This is a genomic window from Streptomyces pacificus, from assembly GCF_011766325.1.
GTDB lineage: Bacteria > Actinomycetota > Actinomycetes > Streptomycetales > Streptomycetaceae > Streptomyces > Streptomyces pacificus.
Genome location: NZ_BLLG01000005.1, coordinates 1 through 16,231, shown reverse-complemented (window position 1 = coordinate 16,231; position 16,231 = coordinate 1). Strand labels below are relative to the sequence as shown.

General features: G+C 71.3%; 17 protein-coding genes. 7 read left to right on the top strand and 10 right to left on the bottom strand.

Annotation, left to right across the window (positions count from 1 at the left end; translation table 11 throughout):
* Positions 1 to 217: 217 nt before the first annotated feature.
* The 3 genes from SCWH03_RS09845 to SCWH03_RS09835 form a co-directional block, all read right to left on the bottom strand.
* Positions 218 to 469, bottom strand: coding sequence for a hypothetical protein (locus SCWH03_RS09845; protein WP_371872641.1), 252 nt, complete (start codon positions 467 to 469; stop codon positions 218 to 220).
* Positions 470 to 613: 144 nt separating this feature from the next.
* Complete coding sequence (locus SCWH03_RS09840) at positions 614 to 2,020, bottom strand: class II fumarate hydratase (RefSeq protein ID WP_173263806.1); 1,407 nt, start codon at positions 2,018 to 2,020, stop codon at positions 614 to 616.
* Positions 2,021 to 2,537: 517 nt separating this feature from the next.
* On the bottom strand, positions 2,538 to 4,253 hold the full coding sequence (locus SCWH03_RS09835) for a fumarate hydratase (protein WP_254076654.1): 1,716 nt from the start codon (positions 4,251 to 4,253) through the stop codon (positions 2,538 to 2,540).
* Positions 4,254 to 4,615: 362 nt separating this feature from the next.
* On the opposite strand from SCWH03_RS09835, the gene SCWH03_RS09830 reads away from it, so the two are divergent.
* Together SCWH03_RS09830 and SCWH03_RS09825 are read left to right on the top strand one after the other, a co-directional pair.
* The gene (locus SCWH03_RS09830; RefSeq protein ID WP_371872640.1) at positions 4,616 to 5,398 is read left to right on the top strand and encodes a DUF1707 SHOCT-like domain-containing protein; all 783 of its coding nucleotides are present in this window, start codon (positions 4,616 to 4,618) and stop codon (positions 5,396 to 5,398) included.
* A gap of 133 nt (positions 5,399 to 5,531) precedes the next feature.
* On the top strand, positions 5,532 to 5,882 hold the full coding sequence (locus SCWH03_RS09825) for a WhiB family transcriptional regulator (protein WP_173263805.1): 351 nt from the start codon (positions 5,532 to 5,534) through the stop codon (positions 5,880 to 5,882).
* A gap of 121 nt (positions 5,883 to 6,003) precedes the next feature.
* Here SCWH03_RS09825 and glpX read toward each other — a convergent pair whose 3' ends face one another.
* Positions 6,004 to 7,035, bottom strand: coding sequence for a class II fructose-bisphosphatase (gene glpX / locus SCWH03_RS09820; protein ID WP_173263804.1), 1,032 nt, complete (start codon positions 7,033 to 7,035; stop codon positions 6,004 to 6,006).
* A gap of 125 nt (positions 7,036 to 7,160) precedes the next feature.
* On the opposite strand from glpX, the gene SCWH03_RS09815 reads away from it, so the two are divergent.
* On the top strand, positions 7,161 to 7,715 hold the full coding sequence (locus tag SCWH03_RS09815; protein WP_173263803.1) for a DUF4245 domain-containing protein: 555 nt from the start codon (positions 7,161 to 7,163) through the stop codon (positions 7,713 to 7,715).
* A 261-nt stretch (positions 7,716 to 7,976) separates the two neighbouring features.
* On the opposite strand, the gene SCWH03_RS09810 is transcribed toward SCWH03_RS09815, so the two are convergent.
* Complete coding sequence (locus SCWH03_RS09810) at positions 7,977 to 8,279, bottom strand: exodeoxyribonuclease VII small subunit (protein ID WP_173263802.1); 303 nt, start codon at positions 8,277 to 8,279, stop codon at positions 7,977 to 7,979.
* A 129-nt stretch (positions 8,280 to 8,408) separates the two neighbouring features.
* A complete protein-coding gene (gene xseA, locus SCWH03_RS09805; RefSeq protein ID WP_173263801.1) occupies positions 8,409 to 9,629 on the bottom strand; it encodes an exodeoxyribonuclease VII large subunit in 1,221 nt (406 codons plus the stop codon).
* Positions 9,630 to 10,010: 381 nt separating this feature from the next.
* On the opposite strand from xseA, the gene SCWH03_RS09800 reads away from it, so the two are divergent.
* Entirely contained in the window at positions 10,011 to 10,991 is a 981-nt protein-coding gene (locus tag SCWH03_RS09800) for a 4-hydroxy-3-methylbut-2-enyl diphosphate reductase (RefSeq protein ID WP_173263800.1), read from the top strand.
* Between the two features lie 169 nt (positions 10,992 to 11,160).
* Positions 11,161 to 11,904 carry a polyphosphate--glucose phosphotransferase gene (ppgK, locus tag SCWH03_RS09795; RefSeq protein WP_173263799.1) on the top strand — a complete coding sequence of 248 codons (744 nt, stop codon included), beginning with the start codon at positions 11,161 to 11,163 and terminating at the stop codon, positions 11,902 to 11,904.
* A 63-nt stretch (positions 11,905 to 11,967) separates the two neighbouring features.
* Here the strand turns inward: ppgK and SCWH03_RS09790 are convergent, their stop codons facing one another.
* Positions 11,968 to 12,612: a DUF6542 domain-containing protein gene (locus SCWH03_RS09790; protein WP_254076653.1), complete on the bottom strand. Its 645-nt coding sequence runs from the start codon at positions 12,610 to 12,612 to the stop codon at positions 11,968 to 11,970.
* Positions 12,613 to 12,798: 186 nt separating this feature from the next.
* On the opposite strand from SCWH03_RS09790, the gene ychF reads away from it, so the two are divergent.
* The gene (gene ychF, locus SCWH03_RS09785) at positions 12,799 to 13,908 is read left to right on the top strand and encodes a redox-regulated ATPase YchF (protein ID WP_173263798.1); all 1,110 of its coding nucleotides are present in this window, start codon (positions 12,799 to 12,801) and stop codon (positions 13,906 to 13,908) included.
* Between the two features lie 146 nt (positions 13,909 to 14,054).
* Here ychF and SCWH03_RS09780 read toward each other — a convergent pair whose 3' ends face one another.
* From SCWH03_RS09780 to SCWH03_RS09770, 3 genes are all read right to left on the bottom strand, one after another.
* Entirely contained in the window at positions 14,055 to 14,444 is a 390-nt protein-coding gene (locus SCWH03_RS09780; protein ID WP_173263797.1) for a PIN domain-containing protein, read from the bottom strand.
* Positions 14,441 to 14,692, bottom strand: a complete 252-nt coding sequence (locus tag SCWH03_RS09775; RefSeq protein ID WP_173263796.1) for a hypothetical protein — start codon at positions 14,690 to 14,692, stop codon at positions 14,441 to 14,443. The genes SCWH03_RS09780 and SCWH03_RS09775 overlap by 4 nt, the downstream gene beginning before the upstream one ends.
* A gap of 180 nt (positions 14,693 to 14,872) precedes the next feature.
* Positions 14,873 to 15,454 (bottom strand): Uma2 family endonuclease, encoded by a 582-nt coding sequence (locus tag SCWH03_RS09770; protein ID WP_173263795.1) that lies wholly within the window; start codon positions 15,452 to 15,454, stop codon positions 14,873 to 14,875.
* Between the two features lie 702 nt (positions 15,455 to 16,156).
* Between SCWH03_RS09770 and SCWH03_RS29840 the strand changes: the two genes are divergently transcribed.
* Positions 16,157 to 16,231, top strand: a 75-nt coding sequence (locus tag SCWH03_RS29840) for a DUF5372 family protein (protein WP_216854740.1), incomplete at its 3' end; no start/stop codon positions are given.

Below are 16,231 nucleotides of genomic sequence, written 5' to 3'. Positions count from 1 at the left end.
GCAACGCCCCCGGAAGGTCGATATACCCCATACCCAATCCGGGCGAGGCATCGACAGATCGGGGGATGTCCGGGCGCACATTCGGCACGGTTCGGTCCCCCTTGTGATGACTTACGGTCAGTTTCTGTGCTGCGCTCAGTCTCTGATGCGACGTGGTCTTGCGGAGGACGATCCTACGTTTGAACCCCGGGGGCGCATCAAGGGTCTCACGCCGCCGTCATGCGGACGTGGCCGCCGGGGTTCGATTCCAGTCGCCCGGCAGCTCCGTGACCCGCCGGCGGGGGTCGGGCCGCCAGTCCTCCCAGCCGTCGGAGTACGGCGCACCCCAGCCCCCGATCGGCGCGACCGCGTCCGGACCCGCCGCACGCACCCGCCGCGCCCGGTCCTCGGCGATCAGCCCGGCCGACCGGGCCCGGTCGAACCCGTCCTCGCCCCCTCGCGACGGGGCGCAGGCCGTCTGACGTGCCACCAGGGCATGGGGCGGGACGGGCTCCGTCAGCGCGCGGGGCGGAGCGGCTCCGGCGGCACGCTCCGGTGCGCGTCTGGCGGGCCTCGACACTGCGGCGCCGCGTGCGACGAGAGGGTGTCGCCTCCGGCGGTGCCGCGGTCGGCCTCAGGGGCGTGTCATCCGCAGGACGTCCAGCGCCTCGTCCAGCTGCTCGACCGTCAGCGCCCCGCGTTCCACGTAGCCGCCCTCCAGCACCACCTCGCGGATCGTCTTCCGCTCCGCCAGGGACCTCTTGACGACCCTTGCGGCCTCCTCGTACCCGATGTACCTGTTGAGCGGGGTGACGACGGAAGGCGACGACTCGGCGTACTCACGGGCCCGTTCCTCGTCGGCGGTGATTCCGTCCACCGTGCGGTCGGCGAGCAGCCGGGCCGCGTTCGCGAGAAGGCGCACCGACTCCAGCAGGTTCTTGGCCATCACCGGGAGCATCACGTTCAGCTCGAAGTTCCCCGCGGCGCCCGCCACCGCGACCGTCGTGTCATTGCCCATGACCTGCGCGGCCACCATGAGGACGGCTTCGGGGACGACCGGGTTGACCTTGCCCGGCATGATCGACGAACCGGGCTGGAGGTCGGGCAGCCGGATCTCGGCGAGGCCGGTGCGCGGACCGCTCGCCATCCAGCGCAGATCGTTCGAGATCTTGGTGAGCGAGACGGCGACCGTCCGCAGCTGGCCGCTGGCCTCCACGAGTCCGTCCCTGGCACCCTGCGCCTCGAAGTGGTCGCGCGCCTCGGTCAGCGGCAGCCCGGTCGCGCGCGCCACCTCGGCGATGACCGCCGCCGGGAACCCGGGCGGCGTGTTGACGCCGGTTCCCACCGCCGTACCGCCGAGCGGGAGTTCGGCGAGCCGCGGCAGCGAGGCGTCGAGGCGTTCCATCCCGTACCGGATCTGCGCCGCGTAGCCGCCGAACTCCTGGCCGAGAGTGACCGGTGTCGCGTCCATCAGATGGGTGCGGCCGGCCTTCACCACACCGGCGAACTCCGCGGCCTTGCGCTCCAGCGCCTGCGCCAGGTGCTCCAGCGCGGGGACCAGGTCCCGCGTCACGGCGGCCGTCGCGGCGATGTGGATCGACGAGGGGAAGACGTCGTTGGACGACTGCGAGGCGTTGACGTGGTCGTTGGGGTGGACTTCGCGGCCGAGGCGCTCGCCGGCGAGGGTGGCCAGCACCTCGTTCATGTTCATGTTGGACGACGTCCCCGAGCCGGTCTGGAAGACGTCGACGGGGAAGTGCTCGTCCCAGAGGCCCTCGGCGACCTCGGCGGCCGCCTCCTGGATGGCCCCCGCGACGTCATGGTCGAGGACGCCGAGCTCCGCGTTGACCTTGGCGGCGCTCTGCTTGATCCGGGCCAGTGCCTCCACATGGGCGCGTTCCAGCCGCAGCCCGGAGAGGGGGAAGTTCTCCACCGCCCGCTGGGTCTGGGCACGCCACTTCGCGTGCTCCGGCACGCGGACCGCTCCCATGGAGTCGTGTTCGATCCGGTGGCGGCCTGCGTTCTCGCTCGTGTCGGACATCGTCGAACCTCCTGGTCAGGGTCAGCATGCCAGTGGTGGCGGCTATTCCCAGATGCGCGCCCCGGCCGTGCCGGACGGTCCGCACAGCCCGGACGGCCCAGGGGGCCCGGACGGCCGTGCGCCGCACACGAGCTGCCGCTCCGGCCGCTCGGGCGAGCGTCGCCGGCGGCGGCCCGGTGAGCGGGCGGCGGCATGGTGGGCGGCGGCGCGCGGTGCCGACGCGACCCGGTGCCGTCGGCACACGGGGGCGGAAGCCGGTGGACCACCGGGCGCGGGCGGTCCGGATGCGGGGCCGGTCCCCGGGCCGTCCGGGTCCGGGTGGTCGGGGCGCGGGCGGCCGCTCTCCTCCGGGCCCGGCGGGCGGCTGGCCGTCCCCGAGCTCCTCGGGTCCCGGCAGCGGGGTCTCTCGGGGACAGCGGGCCGTGCAGGGCCGGCGCAGGGCCCGGAGGAGTCCACGGCCGGGAGGAGTCCCCGGCCGGGGAGAGCGCCCGGCCGGGGAGAGCGCCGGGTTCCTGGCTCAGGACCGACCGGGGCCGCGGACCGGGATGGAGGTGAAGGTCGGCGCGGGCGCGGGGTCCTGGAAGAAGTCGCTGCCCTTGTCGTCGACGACGATGAACGCCGGGAAGTCCTCGACCTCGATCTTCCAGACGGCCTCCATGCCGAGTTCCTCGTACTCGACGACCTCCACCTTCTTGATGCAGTCCTGGGCGAGGCGCGCCGCGGGGCCGCCGATCGAGCCGAGGTAGAAGCCGCCGTGCTCCTTGCAGGCGTCCGTGACCTGCCGGCTGCGGTTGCCCTTGGCCAGCATGACCTTGGAACCACCCGCTGCCTGGAACTGCTCGACGTAGGAGTCCATCCGCCCGGCCGTCGTCGGGCCGAAGGACCCGGACGCGTAGCCCTCCGGGGTCTTCGCGGGGCCTGCGTAGTAGACCGGGTGGTCCCTGAGGTACTGCGGCATCTCCTCGCCTGCGTCCAGTCGCTCCTTGATCTTGGCGTGCGCGATGTCGCGGGCCACGACGAGCGGGCCGGTGAGCGAGAGCCGCGTCTTGACCGGGTACTTGGTCAGCTCGGCCAGGATCTCGTCCATCGGCCGGTTGAGGTCGATCCTGACCACGTCGCCGCTCTCGTCGAGCTGCTCGTCGGTGGTCTCCGGCAGGAAGCGCGCCGGGTCCGTCTCCAGCTGCTCCAGGAATACGCCCTCGGCGGTGATCTTCGCGACCGCCTGGCGGTCGGCGGAGCAGGACACGGCGATCGCCACGGGGCAGGACGCGCCGTGCCTCGGGAGGCGCACCACCCGCACGTCGTGGCAGAAGTACTTGCCGCCGAACTGCGCGCCGATGCCGATCCGCTGCGTCAGCTCGAAGACCTTCTGCTCCAGCTCCCTGTCCCGGAAGCCGTGCCCGAGGCCCGAGCCCTCTTCCGGCAGTTCGTCCAGGTAGTGCGCGGAGGCGTACTTCGCGGTCTTCAGCGCGTACTCGGCCGATGTCCCGCCGACGACGACGGCCAGGTGGTACGGCGGGCACGCGGCCGTGCCCAGGGAGCGGATCTTCTCCTCCAGGAACCTCATCATGGAGGCCTCGTTCAGGACCGCCTTGGTCTCCTGGTAGAGGAAGGACTTGTTGGCTGAGCCGCCGCCCTTGGCCATGAAGAGGAACTTGTACGCGCCGCCGTCCGTCGCGTACAGCTCGATCTGGGCGGGCAGGTTCGTGCCGGTGTTCCTCTCCTCCCACATGGTGAGCGGGGCCATCTGGGAGTAGCGCAGGTTGAGCCTGGTGTACGCGTCGAAGACGCCGCGGCTCAGCGCCTCCTCGTCGCCGCCCTCGGTGAGGACGTTCTGCCCGCGCTTGCCCATGACGATCGCCGTACCGGTGTCCTGGCACATGGGGAGCACGCCCGCCGCCGCGATGTTCGCGTTCTTGAGCAGGTCAAGCGCGACGAACTTGTCGTTCGCCGACGCCTCGGGGTCGTCGATGATCGTGCGCAGCTGGGCGAGGTGCGTCGGGCGGAGGTAGTGCTGGATGTCGTGAACGGCCTCCTCCGCGAGACGGCGCAGCGCCTCGGGCTCGACCTTGAGGAAGGTGCGCCCGTCGGCCTCGAAGGTGGCGACGCCCTCGGTGGTGACCAGGCGGTAGGACGTGGTGTCCTCTCCCAGGGGGAGCAGACCGGTGTAGGCGAACGCAGGGGAGGTCGGGCGGGAATCGGCAGTGCGGGTGGGGCGGGGGACAGGGGGCATTGCGGCCATTCCTCACTCGGCAGACGGCGGCTGGCATCCTTGGGCAGCGCGCCCACAAGCGTAAGACGCCCGCTGCCGTCCGGGCTTGTGAGGTAAGGCTCAGTCGGAGCCCGGAGCCCGGAGCCCGGAGCCCGGAGCCCGGAGCCCGGAGCCCGGAGCCCGGAGCCCGGAGCCCGGAGCCCGGAGCCCCTCCCCGGACTCAGGTCCCCAAGGGTGGCCGTATGTCTCCGTTTCGGGAGTGCCTTTTGGTCTTGCGATCACGCGCGCCGAAGGCGGCGGACCCCACCCTGTTGCCGCTCGGGCCGAGCTGCTCTCGCAACACGCCCTAGTCGCGATCTATCGCGTATCGCTAGGGTGTGGGTGTGGACCTCGACAAGCACGACTCAGCGGACCCCGGGCGCCGACAGGCCCAGAACCCCATCGCGCCTGCCGCGCCCTCCGGGCCTGCCGCGCCCTCCGCACCGCAGGCTCCTGCCCCGCCCGCCGCGCCTGCCGCACCCCCCGCACCCCCCGCGCCCGCGGACCCCGCCAGGGCCGTCCGCGCTTCCGACGCCGACCGCGACAGGACGGCGGACATCCTCCGGGAGGCTCTCGCCGAGGGGCGGCTCGATGCCGAGGAGCACGCCGAGCGCATCGACGCGGTCTACCGTGCCAAGACCGTGGGTGAACTGGAGCCGATCGTCCATGACCTGCCCGCGGGCCCCTCGCCCCGCCGGGACCCGGCCCCGTATGCCTATGGCCCCGAGGCCGCCGAAGGCCCGGCCGAGAACCTCGTGGCCGTCTTCTCCAGCTCCATCCGCAAGGGGCGTTGGCGCGTCGGTGCCCGGACCCAGGCGTTCTCGCTCTTCGGGAACATCGAGATCGACCTGACCGAGGCCATGTTCGGCCAGCGGCTCAGCGTCATCAACGCCACCTCGATCTTCGGCAATGTGGAGGTCCGCGTCCCCGAGAACATCTCGCTGCGCGGCAGCGGCACGGGGGTCTTCGGCAACTTCGAGGTCGTCACGCTGGAGGCCGCCGACCCGGAGGCCCCGGTCGTGGTCGTCAACGGGTATTCCGTTTTCGGCAATGTGGAGGCGAAGCCGAAGCGCGGGAAGCTCATCGCGGACCTCCACGACCGGCTGCGCAAGCGTCTGGGGCCCTGACACCGGGGGCGGTTGGGGTGGCCCGCGGTTCCGGTGCGCTGAACGCGATGCCACTCAGTGCATAGGCGCGCGTACAGCGGGTAGGCCTTGCTGCATCGTCTCTCGCTCGCGAAGCCGTCGTCAGGAGTAGACCGTGCTGCAACTGCCGCATCAGCCCCTGCAGGTAGCCGTTCCTCCCCAGCGTTCAGCCGCTCGGGAAGACCAGGACGCGCCCTGGCACACGGAGGCGGTGTGCCGCCGGGACGAAGCCGGACTGTTCTTCGCGCCCTCCAAGGAACCGACGGCGGCGCGGCTCTCGCGCGAGGACGCGGCCAAGCGGGTCTGCGCCCGCTGCCCCGTCATGGTCGAGTGCCGCGAGCACGCGCTGCTCCAGCCCGAGCCCTACGGCGTGTGGGGCGGGCTCACCGCGGCCGAGCGCCGCGTGGTGCTGGCCCGTCGCCGCCGGCGCGAGACGGAGATCAAAAAGGCGCCCTCGGCGGCCTGACGGAGACCGCGGCATCCCGGCACACGGACGGGGGCGCCCCACCGCACATGGGGCGCCCCCGTCCGTGTGTGCCCGGATGCCGGTGACCGGGCACCCCGGTGCCGCGGTCGCGGCCCGCGCCCTACTTGGCGCGGTCGAAGTCGATGGCGCTGTAGGCGCGCAGCTTCGACAGGCGATGGGTCGAGTCGATCTGACGGATCGTGCCCGACTTGGAACGCATGACGAGTGACTGGGTGGTCGCGGTCGCGGAGCGGTAGCGCACCCCGCGCAGCAGTTCGCCGTCCGTGATGCCGGTGGCGACGAAGAACACGTTGTCGCCGCTGACCAGGTCGTCCATGAGGAGGACGCGGTCCAGGTCGTGTCCGGCGTCGACGGCGCGCTGCCGCTCCTCCTCGTCCTTCGGCCACAGCTTGCCCTGGATGGTGCCGCCGAGGCACTTGATCGCGCACGCGGCGATGATGCCCTCGGGTGTGCCGCCGATGCCCATCAGCAGGTCGACGCCGGTGCCCTCGCGTACCGCCATGATCGCGCCCGCGACGTCGCCGTCGGAGATGAACCTGATGCGCGCGCCCGTCTCGCGGATCTCCTTGACGATGCCTTCGTGGCGGGGGCGGTCCAGGACGACCACGGTGACGTCCTCGGGGGAGGAGTTCTTCGCCTTGGCGACCCGGCGGATGTTCACCGAGACCGGGGCGTTGATGTCGACGAAGTCGGCGGCCTCGGGGCCGGTGACCAGCTTGTCCATGTAGAACACCGCGGACGGGTCGAACATGGTGCCCCGGTCGGCCGCCGCGAGTACCGCGATCGCGTTGGGCATGCCCTTGGCGGTGAGTGTGGTGCCGTCGATCGGGTCCACGGCGATGTCGCACTCCGCGCCGGTCCCGTCGCCGATCCGCTCCCCGTTGAACAGCATCGGGGCCTCGTCCTTCTCGCCCTCGCCGATGACGACGACACCGTTCATCGACACGGTGCTCACGAGGGTGCGCATGGCCTTGACGGCCGCGCCGTCGGCGCCGTTCTTCTCACCGCGGCCGACCCAGCGTCCGGCGGCCATGGCGGCGGCCTCGGTGACGCGTACGAGCTCCAGGGCGAGGTTGCGGTCCGGGGCCTCGGGCGAGACCTCGAGCGGGGACGGAAGATGATGATCGGTCATCGGAGCGCACCTTTCTGTACGACGACGGCCGGGATGAAGAGGGTGCTGCGACTCTATCGGTACGTCGACAAAATGAGCAGAGGGGCCCACGTCTGAGCGAACGGCCTTGATGCGACGATAGTGCGGTGGCAGGCAAGCGTGGCAACCAGACAGTGCGCGGAATGATCCAGTCGATGGCGGTCATCTGCGCTTTCGCAGGAGTCATCTACCTCTTCATCCCGCACGACGACTCCCTGGACCCGATCCGGCCCGTCGACTACCGGGTGGAACTGGTGACGGCCCGCCGGGCGGCGCCCTACCCGGTGGCGGCCCCGGCGGGGCTGTCCGCCGACTGGAAGCCGACCTCGGTGACCTTCCGGCGCGAGGACGGCTACGCCTGGCACCTCGGCTTCCTGGACCCGGACGGGCAGTACGCGGCGGTCGAGCAGTCCACGCAGGCGCCCGGGACGTACGTCCCCAAGGTCACTCAGCAGGCGGCCCCGACCGACGCCACCCAGCCGGTCGGCGCAGAGACGTGGCAGCGCTGGGAGGGTGAGAAGTACGACGCTCTGGTCCGCACCGGCCAGGGCTCGACGACAGTGGTGACGGGGACGGCCTCGTACGAGCGGCTCGCGCAGCTGGCCGCGGCGCTGGAGTCGGAGTCCGGCACCACGCCGTCGCCGGTTCCGTCCGCCTCCTGACCCGGCCCTCGGGCCGGGAGGCCACGCCTCGGCGCGGTCGTGACGGCAAGGGGGATTTGAGCGGCGCCGTCTCCCGGCGGTGGGCATCTCAGCGGCCCGGCCCCGGCCCCGGGTCCGGGTCCGCTCGTCCGGCGTCGGGCGCGGCCGCGGCGTGGGTGCCGTGTCCGTCGTCCGGCCTCGGCGTGCCGGCGCGGCCCGCCCCGGCCTCACTCGCCCGGCGGTCCGGCGGCCGATGGGGGGGCGCCCCTGCGGACTGCCGGCTCAGACCTCGTCCCTGCCGATGTCCGTACGCGCACCACCGTCGCCGTCGTCCGCGGCAGGCCCGGCCGCGGACGACGCCTCCCGGGCCCCGGGCTTGTCCCGCTCCGCCAGAGCGGCGTCGAGCCGGGCGCGGGCGCCGTCGAGCCAGCGGCGGCACACCCTGGCCAGCTCCTCGCCGCGCTCCCACAGCGCCAGGGACTCCTCCAGCGTCGTGCCGCCCGCCTCCAGCCGGCGCACAACATCGATCAGCTCGTCCCTCGCCTGCTCGTAGCCGAGTGTGTCCTCGTCGGTCCTGGCCGTCATGTCTCCACCCTAGTTCGCCACCCGGCAAGCACTGCCCTGTCGACGGTTCGCGACCCGGCAAGCACTGCCGCGTCGATCCGGCCCGGCAGGCACCCTCGCCGGACCGGCCGGAAAGCCCGTGCCGCTCGGTCACCCGACACCCGGATCCGACACCCGGACCCGGAACTCGCCCTCCGAGACCCGCGCCCTCAGCTCCTCGTCCGCCGATACCGCACCGGCCGCCCGCACCACCGTGCCGTCCTCGCGCTGCAGCACGGCGTATCCCCGCTGCAGCGTCGCCGCAGGCGACAGCGCGACGACACGAGCGCGGGTGTGGGACAGCTCGGAGTCCGCGCGGTCCAGCAGATGCCCCAGCACCCGGCGGCCCCTGTCGGCCAGGGCGTCCGTCTCCTGATCGCGCTCCTCCACCATCCGGTGCGGACGCTCCATGACACGGCGGTGCAGGCAGTGCTGCAGCCCCCGCTCCTCGCGCTCCAGCAGGCCGCGGACCGTCCACAGCGCGCGGTCCCGCAGCGTCCGCACCCGGTCCAGCTCCTCGCCGACGTCGGGCACGACCTTCTTCGCGGCGTCCGTAGGCGTCGAGGCCCGCAGATCGGCCACCAGATCGAGCAGCGGGGAGTCGGGTTCGTGCCCGATCGCGGACACCAGGGGAGTGCGGCAGTCGGCGACCGCGCGTACCAGTTGCTCGTCCGAGAAGGGCAGCAGGTCCTCCACGCTGCCGCCGCCGCGCGCCACGACGATCACGTCCACGCCCGTGTGCTCGTCCAGCTCCTTCACCGCCTGGATCACCTGCGGTACCGCACGCACGCCCTGGACGGCGACATTGCGCACCTCGAAGCGGACGGCCGGCCACCGTCTCCGCGCGTTCTCCAGTACGTCGCGCTCGGCAGCGGACGCCCGGCCGCATACCAGGCCGACGAGTTGCGGCAGAAACGGCAGGGGCTTCTTGCGGTCCGGTGCGAACAGGCCCTCGGCGCCGAGCGACCGCTTCAGGCGCTCCAGCCGTGCCAGCAGCTCGCCGATGCCGACGGGTCGTATCTCGGCGGCCCGGAGGGAGAGCTGGCCGCGCGGGGCGTACCACTCGGGCTTGGCGTGGACGACCACACGCGCGCCCTCGGCCACGGCATCCGCGACGGTGTCGAACACCTGCCGGTAGCAGGTGACGCTCACCGAGATGTCGTATGCGGGGTCGCGCAGGGTCAGGAAGACCAGCCCGGCGCCGGGGCGGCGGGACAGCTGGGTGATCTGCCCCTCGACCCAGACCGCGCCCAGCCGGTCGATCCACCCTCCGATGAGCCGTGACACCTCGCCCACGGGCAGGGGGGCTTCGGCTGACGTAGTGAGACCCATGTCCGCGAGCGTAACGGCCGCCTCTGACACGACCGGTCCGGCGCGGCACCGAACCTGCCCCGTGCTGCGCCGCGTCAGACTGTGATGCCGGGCTGCGCCGGGCTGCGCCGCGTCAGGCCGTGATGCCGGGCTGCGCCGGGCCTACCCTGAGGTGCTGCCCCTTTCCGCCTCCCCTCAGCCGGCGGGCTTCCCTGAGCGGTGCGGCCCCTCCCCTGCACCTCCCGCCTCCCCTGCGCCGCCTGCCGCGGCCCAGGCTCCGCTGCGGGCGGCGGTCCGCACCGGGCCCCGGGATTCCGGGCAGGTCGCGCCCCGCGGGCCCGTACGAGGCTCAGCCCTGTGGGCGATCGTTCGCCCGTACCGAGCGCCCTTACGATGGGGGACATGACTGCTACGAACGCCCGCCGCGTCCTCCTCGCCGCACCCCGTGGCTACTGCGCGGGCGTGGACCGTGCCGTGATCGCCGTGGAGAAGGCCCTCGAGCAGTACGGCGCGCCGATCTACGTCCGCCACGAGATCGTCCACAACAAGTACGTGGTGCAGACCCTCGAGAAGAAGGGCGCGATCTTCGTGGGGACGACGGCCGAGGTCCCCGAGGGGTCCATCGTGATGTTCTCGGCCCACGGCGTGGCACCGGTCGTCCACGAGGAGGCCGCCGAGCGGAAGCTGGCCACCATCGACGCGACCTGCCCCCTGGTGACGAAGGTCCACAAGGAGGCCGTGCGGTACGCGAAGGACGACTTCGACATCCTCCTCATCGGGCACGAGGGCCATGAGGAGGTCATCGGCACCACCGGCGAGGCGCCGGAGCACATCACCCTGGTCGACGGCCCCGAGGACGTGGACCGGGTCGAGGTCCGCGACCCGTCCAAGGTCGTCTGGCTGTCGCAGACCACGCTCTCCGTTGACGAGACGATGGAGACCGTCGACCGGCTGAAGACCAAGTTCCCGCTGCTGGTCTCCCCGCCGAGCGACGACATCTGCTATGCGACGCAGAACCGCCAGATCGCGGTGAAGCAGATGGGCGCGGAGGCGGACCTGGTCATCGTCGTCGGCTCGCAGAACTCCTCCAACTCCAAGCGCCTCGTCGAGGTCGCCCTGGGAGCGGGAGCCCGCGACGCCCACCTTGTGGACTACGCGGACGAGATCGACGAGGCCTGGCTGGCAGGCGTCTCCACCGTGGGCGTCACGTCCGGCGCGTCGGTGCCGGAGGTGCTGGTCGAAGGGGTCCTGGAGTGGCTGTCGCAGCGCGGGTTCGAGGATGTCGAGATCGTCAAGTCGGCCGAGGAGTCGATCACGTTCTCGCTGCCCAAGGAACTCCGCCGCGACCTGCGGGCCGAGGCGTCGTCGCTCGTCGAGGACTGAGCCGCCCGCCCGGGCCGGGGTGCGCCACGGGCCGGACGGCGGTCGAGCGGCCGGAGCGCCGCCCGCGATCAGGGACACGGGCACCGGGGCGGCAACCGGGGGTAGGCGGCGCGGCGAAGGACCCGCCGCCGGGGAGTGACGGTCCGCCCTTCCTCGTAACGTTGTGTCCATGAACGTCTTCGGAGTGGACATCGGCGGATCGGGGATCAAGGGCGCCCCCGTGGACCTCGACCGCGGCGAGCTCGTCGAACCCCGTCACAAGGTACTCACCCCGCATCCGGCCGCGCCCGAGCCCGTGGCCGACGGCGTCGCGGAGGTGGTGCGGCACTTCGGCTGGTCGGGCCCCGTCGGGGTCACCTTCCCCGGAGTGGTCACCGGCTCGGTCATCCGTACGGCCGCCAACGTCGACAAGAGCTGGATCGACGTCGACGCCGCCGAACTGCTGCACAGGCGGCTCGGTGCGCCGGCCACCGTGCTGAACGACGCCGACGCCGCGGGAGTGGCCGAGATGGCCTTCGGGGCCGGGAGGGGCCGCAAGGGCACGGTGATGCTGCTGACCCTGGGCACGGGCATCGGCAGTGCGCTCTTCATGGACGGCAGGCTGGTGCCGAACACGGAGCTCGGTCATCTGGAGCTGCACGGCCACGAGGCCGAGAAGCGGGCGTCGACCAAGGTCAAGGAGGACGAGGGGCTGAGCTGGGAGCACTGGGCCCGCCGGGTCCAGAAGTACCTGGCGCACCTGGAGATGCTGTTCTCGCCGGAGTTGTTCATCCTCGGCGGTGGGGTCAGCCGCAAGGCGGACAGGTTCATTCCGCTGCTCCACCACATCCGGGCGGAGGTCGTCCCGGCCCAGTTGCGGAACAACGCGGGAATCGTCGGAGCGGCCATGACGGCGGCGGCCGGGCACGGCTGAGCCACCGCGCCGGGCCCGCGGGCCCGGCGGGACGGCGCCGCACGGCTGACGGGCGGTCTCCCGTCAGGCGCGGCGCGGCGGCGCCCCGGATTCCCGACGGGCACGGCGCCGGGCCGTCATCAGCCGGATCTTCCGCACCGTCGCGATCAGCCCCGCGACGAGCGTGCCCCCGTAGAGCCAGCCCGCCTGCACGGCCAGCGCGGTGACGACGGCCATGACCTCGACACCGATGCCCCCGGATCCGCCGGTCCCCGCCGAACCGCCCGTGATCGGGACCAGGCCCACGGTGAACGCGATCGGCACGCTGATCGGTGCGGTGACCAGGTCGGCGCCGCGCACCCAGAACCCGGTCAGCGCGCTGACCGGCAGGAACAGCACCCCGTAGACGAGGGCGGAGCCGTCGAACAGCAGCTGGTCGAGTGAGCCGATCACCAGCATCAGGGTGCAGGCGAACAGTCCGGCGCCCAGCCCTGTCAGCCGCGGGTTGGGCAGTCTGCGCACGATGGCCACCAGCGGAGGGACCTGGCGCGCGGGCCGCTTCCCGGTTCGGTGAGGGGCGTCGGTCTGCCCGGGTCCACCGGGCCCGGCCGCGACCCGGTGGACCGAGGTGCCCTCGATGAGAGTGCCCTTGGAGAGGGGGGCCTGCTGCGAGAGAGGGGCCTGCGGCCGCGGCTGCCTCGAGGGGGTACCAGTCCTTTGCTGCTCCACGTGACCAACGTAGGTCGCGATGTGCGATCGGCACGTCACAGGACACGCACTTTGGGGGAGCTTGGTCAGGAGTTCGAGGCGTCGCACGCGTGACGTACTCCGCCGGCGCGCCCGTAAACTGGGGGATCGGCCCACGCCCCCCGGGGCCCGGCCACCAGCCAGTCCGCACTCCAGGAAGTCGCCAACGTGTCGCTCACGATCGGAATCGTCGGTCTGCCCAATGTCGGCAAGTCGACCCTGTTCAACGCCCTGACCAAGAACGACGTGCTGGCGGCCAACTACCCGTTCGCCACCATCGAGCCCAACGTGGGTGTCGTCGGCGTCCCCGACGACCGGCTCGGCAGGCTGGCCGAGATCTTCGGCTCCCAGCGGATCCTGCCCGCGACGGTGGACTTCGTCGACATCGCCGGCATCGTCCGCGGCGCCAGCGAGGGCGAGGGCCTGGGTAACAAGTTCCTGGCGAACATCCGCGAGTCAGACGCGATCTGCCAGGTCATCCGGGCCTTCCAGGACGAGAACGTCGTCCACGTCGACGGCAGGGTCTCCCCCGGGGACGACATCGAGACGATCAACACCGAGCTGATCCTGGCCGACCTCCAGACCATCGAGAAGGTCCTGCCACGGCTCCAGAAGGAGTCCCGGATCAAGAAGGACGTGGCTCCGAAGGCCGCGGCGGTCGAAGCGGCCAGGGACATCCTCGAGAAGGGCGACACCCTCTTCTCGCAGGGCATCGTCCAGGGCTCGGAGAACGCCGAGCTGCTGCACGACCTGCATCTGCTGACCACCAAGCCGTTCCTCTACGTCTTCAACGTCGACGAGGACGAGCTGACCGACGACGCCTTCAAGGACGAGCAGCGCGCGCTGGTCGCCCCGGCCGAGGCGATCTTCCTCAACGCCAAGCTGGAGGCGGACCTCGCCGAACTCGACGCGGAGGACGCCCTGGAACTCCTCCAGTCCGTCGGCGCGGAGGAGCCCGGCCTGGCGACCCTCGCCCGCGTCGGCTTCGACACCCTCGGCCTGCAGACCTACCTCACGGCGGGCCCCAAGGAGTCGCGCGCCTGGACCATCAGGAAGGGTGCGACGGCCCCCGAGGCGGCCGGGGTGATCCACACCGACTTCCAGAAGGGCTTCATCAAGGCCGAGGTGATCTCCTTCGCCGACCTCGTCGACACCGGCTCGGTCGCCGAGGCCCGCGCCAAGGGCAAGGCGCGCATGGAAGGCAAGGACTACGTGATGCAGGACGGGGACGTGGTGGAGTTCCGGCACGGAGGAACGTCTGGGAGTGGCAAGAAGTAGCTGCCGAACCGGCGCCGCAGGCCGGCACCACGATTCATGGTTCGCGAATCAGAAAACAGCTGTCAACCACCCGGTTGATTGCGTGCACGTGGGGAGCGCTCGGATCACATCCACCGGTGGAGTCCGCCCCAACCCGGGCGGATCGCTCAGGGAGTGAGGTCGAGCACCCGGACGTCGGCCCCGTCCCAGGCCTTGGGCTGGACGGTGGCGACGCGTGCCCCATCCAGGCGCTCGGGGCCGGGCATGGCCACATGGTGGGTGTGGCACCAGCCCAGAGACCGCCCGTGGCCCGAGGCGGCCAGGACTCCGGCGAGATCGAGCGGATGAAGAACCACCTGGTCGAGCATGCCGAGGTGGCTGGCGAGTCCGGTGCGTATCCGGTCCGCTTCAGCGAGTGCGGCCAGCGCGACGTGGACGCGCCAGGCCCCGGTCCCAGCGGCCTGGTACAGAAGGCGGGAGGCCAGGACGTTGCCTGAGCCCAGAGCGAGCAGCGCGCTGTCGTCGAGGACTACGTCGACGGGGGCGACAGGGTTCACGCGGCGCTGCCGAGCCGACGCATGAGCTCATCGTCCGCTGTGCGATCCTGCTCGGGGTCCGGGGCGTAGCCGGAGAGCGCGTGCAGGACTTCGAGGGTCTTCGCGACCTGCTCGTCCCGCTCGCTCTGTGTGAGGGTGTGGGTGGCGAATTCGCCGACGAGCCCCGCGATCGTGGTGTTCTTCTCGGCGGCCAGGATCGCCAGCCGGTCCCGGATGCTGCTCTCGACCTTGATCGTTGTGTGTGCCACGCCTGACAGAATACATCGGGTATACCCGCCTGGGGGGCGATGTGGCGCCGCTGCTTGCGCCTCCTCGGTCAGGGGGCCGAGGGGTGCGCTGTGTGCTTCGTCGAGCAGGCGCTTCAGAAGGGGTTGAGCTCGGGCGAGCCCGGCCCCTTCTGTGTTCCCGTGCGGACTTGGTGCTGACTTCTAGCTGTCCCGTGCCGGGGTGAGCTTGTCGAGATCCAGGCTGATCTCGAAAGGCACAGGGCGCTTCAGGGTGCCCCGGAAGATGCCGGCAGGCGCGTAGACGCCGGTCGGTCCGTCGAGTTCGTAGACGTGGACGACGGGGAGGCCGCCCTCGTCCTCGATGCACCAGTAGTGCGGGATGCCGGCCTCTGCGTACTTGCGAAGCTTCACCGTGCGGTCCCGGTGGGCGGACTCGGGGGACACGACCTCGATGACAAGTCGTACCTCGTCCGGTGTGAACCAGGTGCGATCGCCGTCGTAGTCGGCCGTCGTCACCAGCAGATCCGGCTCGGGTCGGTTGCGCTGGTCGAGCTTTATGGTCATCGCACCGCCGACCCTGACATCGGCGGGCGTTTGCTCCATGAGGGCGACGGTGAGCATCGTGACGAGGTGGCCGTGCCACCACCGCTGGGGCGACATCACGAAGACGAGGGCTCCGTCGATCAGCTCGGTGTGGCGGGGCGCCTCGGAGAGGCGGTCCAGGTCCTCCGCGAACCAGCCTTCCGCGCGCGGCGGGCGCATCCGGTCGGGCAGTGCGGTCATGGCATCACCGCAGCGATTCGGGAAGGTCAGGGCCATGAGATCACCGGGACGGAGCACCCTCCCATTCGTCCTTGTCCGCATTCCCTGTCCGTGAATCCCCCGTGCGGGTTCGGTGCTGACGTGGATCACGCAGCAGCACGTCTCCGCAGGCGAGAGCGGTGTGGTGGACGTTCCGCTGCAACGTGTGACGGGCTGACGCCGTGATCGGCCGAGATGCTGCCGCAGGCGGGCTTCTGGGAGGAGCCCGCACGGGCGGCTGCGGAGCCGGGGCTCGAACGGAGCCGGGAGTGGTGCCGGTGCGGCTCTTGCCTCTGACCCCGGCGCGGTGGAGGCACCTTGCCCCGGGCGACCGGATCACGCTCCACGACACCGCGGTGGCCGGCTGAACGGCGACGATCATGGAGGTGGCGGCGCCGTCGGAAGTTTCCCCGTGCTCTCGGATATTTGGTTTTGCCGCGAGGGCGTGTTGATGCCGCTGTCTGGTCTCGGTCGGGGTGAGGTAGCCGAAGGTGTTGTGTTTGCGCAGGCGGCGGCGGTTGTGGAAGGTCTCGATGAAGGTGAGGACCTCGGCGCGGGCGGCGGCCCGGTCGGGCCAGCTCCGGGTGCCGATCTCCTCCTTGAGCAGGGCCCAGAAGCTCTCCGCGGCGGCGTTGGCGTGATCCGTCGACTGCTCAGGTTCCGGACTCTGGAGATGCAGGCGGGGTGCGGGTGACGCACCCGTTCCACCCGCTGTTTGGACGGGAGTTGGAGTTCATCGAGCGCCGTCAGTGCTGGCGG

Bases quoted from the DNA above. Each gene is read 5' to 3' on its own strand.
- SCWH03_RS09840 (WP_173263806.1), bottom strand. From the start codon at position 2,020: ATGTCCGACACGAGCGAGAACGCAGGCCGCCACCGGATCGAACACGAC.
- SCWH03_RS09835 (WP_254076654.1), bottom strand. From the start codon at position 4,253: ATGCCCCCTGTCCCCCGCCCCACCCGCACTGCCGATTCCCGCCCGACC.
- glpX (WP_173263804.1), bottom strand. From the start codon at position 7,035: ATGACCGATCATCATCTTCCGTCCCCGCTCGAGGTCTCGCCCGAGGCC.
- SCWH03_RS09810 (WP_173263802.1), bottom strand. From the start codon at position 8,279: ATGACGGCCAGGACCGACGAGGACACACTCGGCTACGAGCAGGCGAGG.
- xseA (WP_173263801.1), bottom strand. From the start codon at position 9,629: ATGGGTCTCACTACGTCAGCCGAAGCCCCCCTGCCCGTGGGCGAGGTG.
- SCWH03_RS09800 (WP_173263800.1), top strand. From the start codon at position 10,011: ATGACTGCTACGAACGCCCGCCGCGTCCTCCTCGCCGCACCCCGTGGC.
- ppgK (WP_173263799.1), top strand. From the start codon at position 11,161: ATGAACGTCTTCGGAGTGGACATCGGCGGATCGGGGATCAAGGGCGCC.
- SCWH03_RS09770 (WP_173263795.1), bottom strand. From the start codon at position 15,454: ATGACCGCACTGCCCGACCGGATGCGCCCGCCGCGCGCGGAAGGCTGG.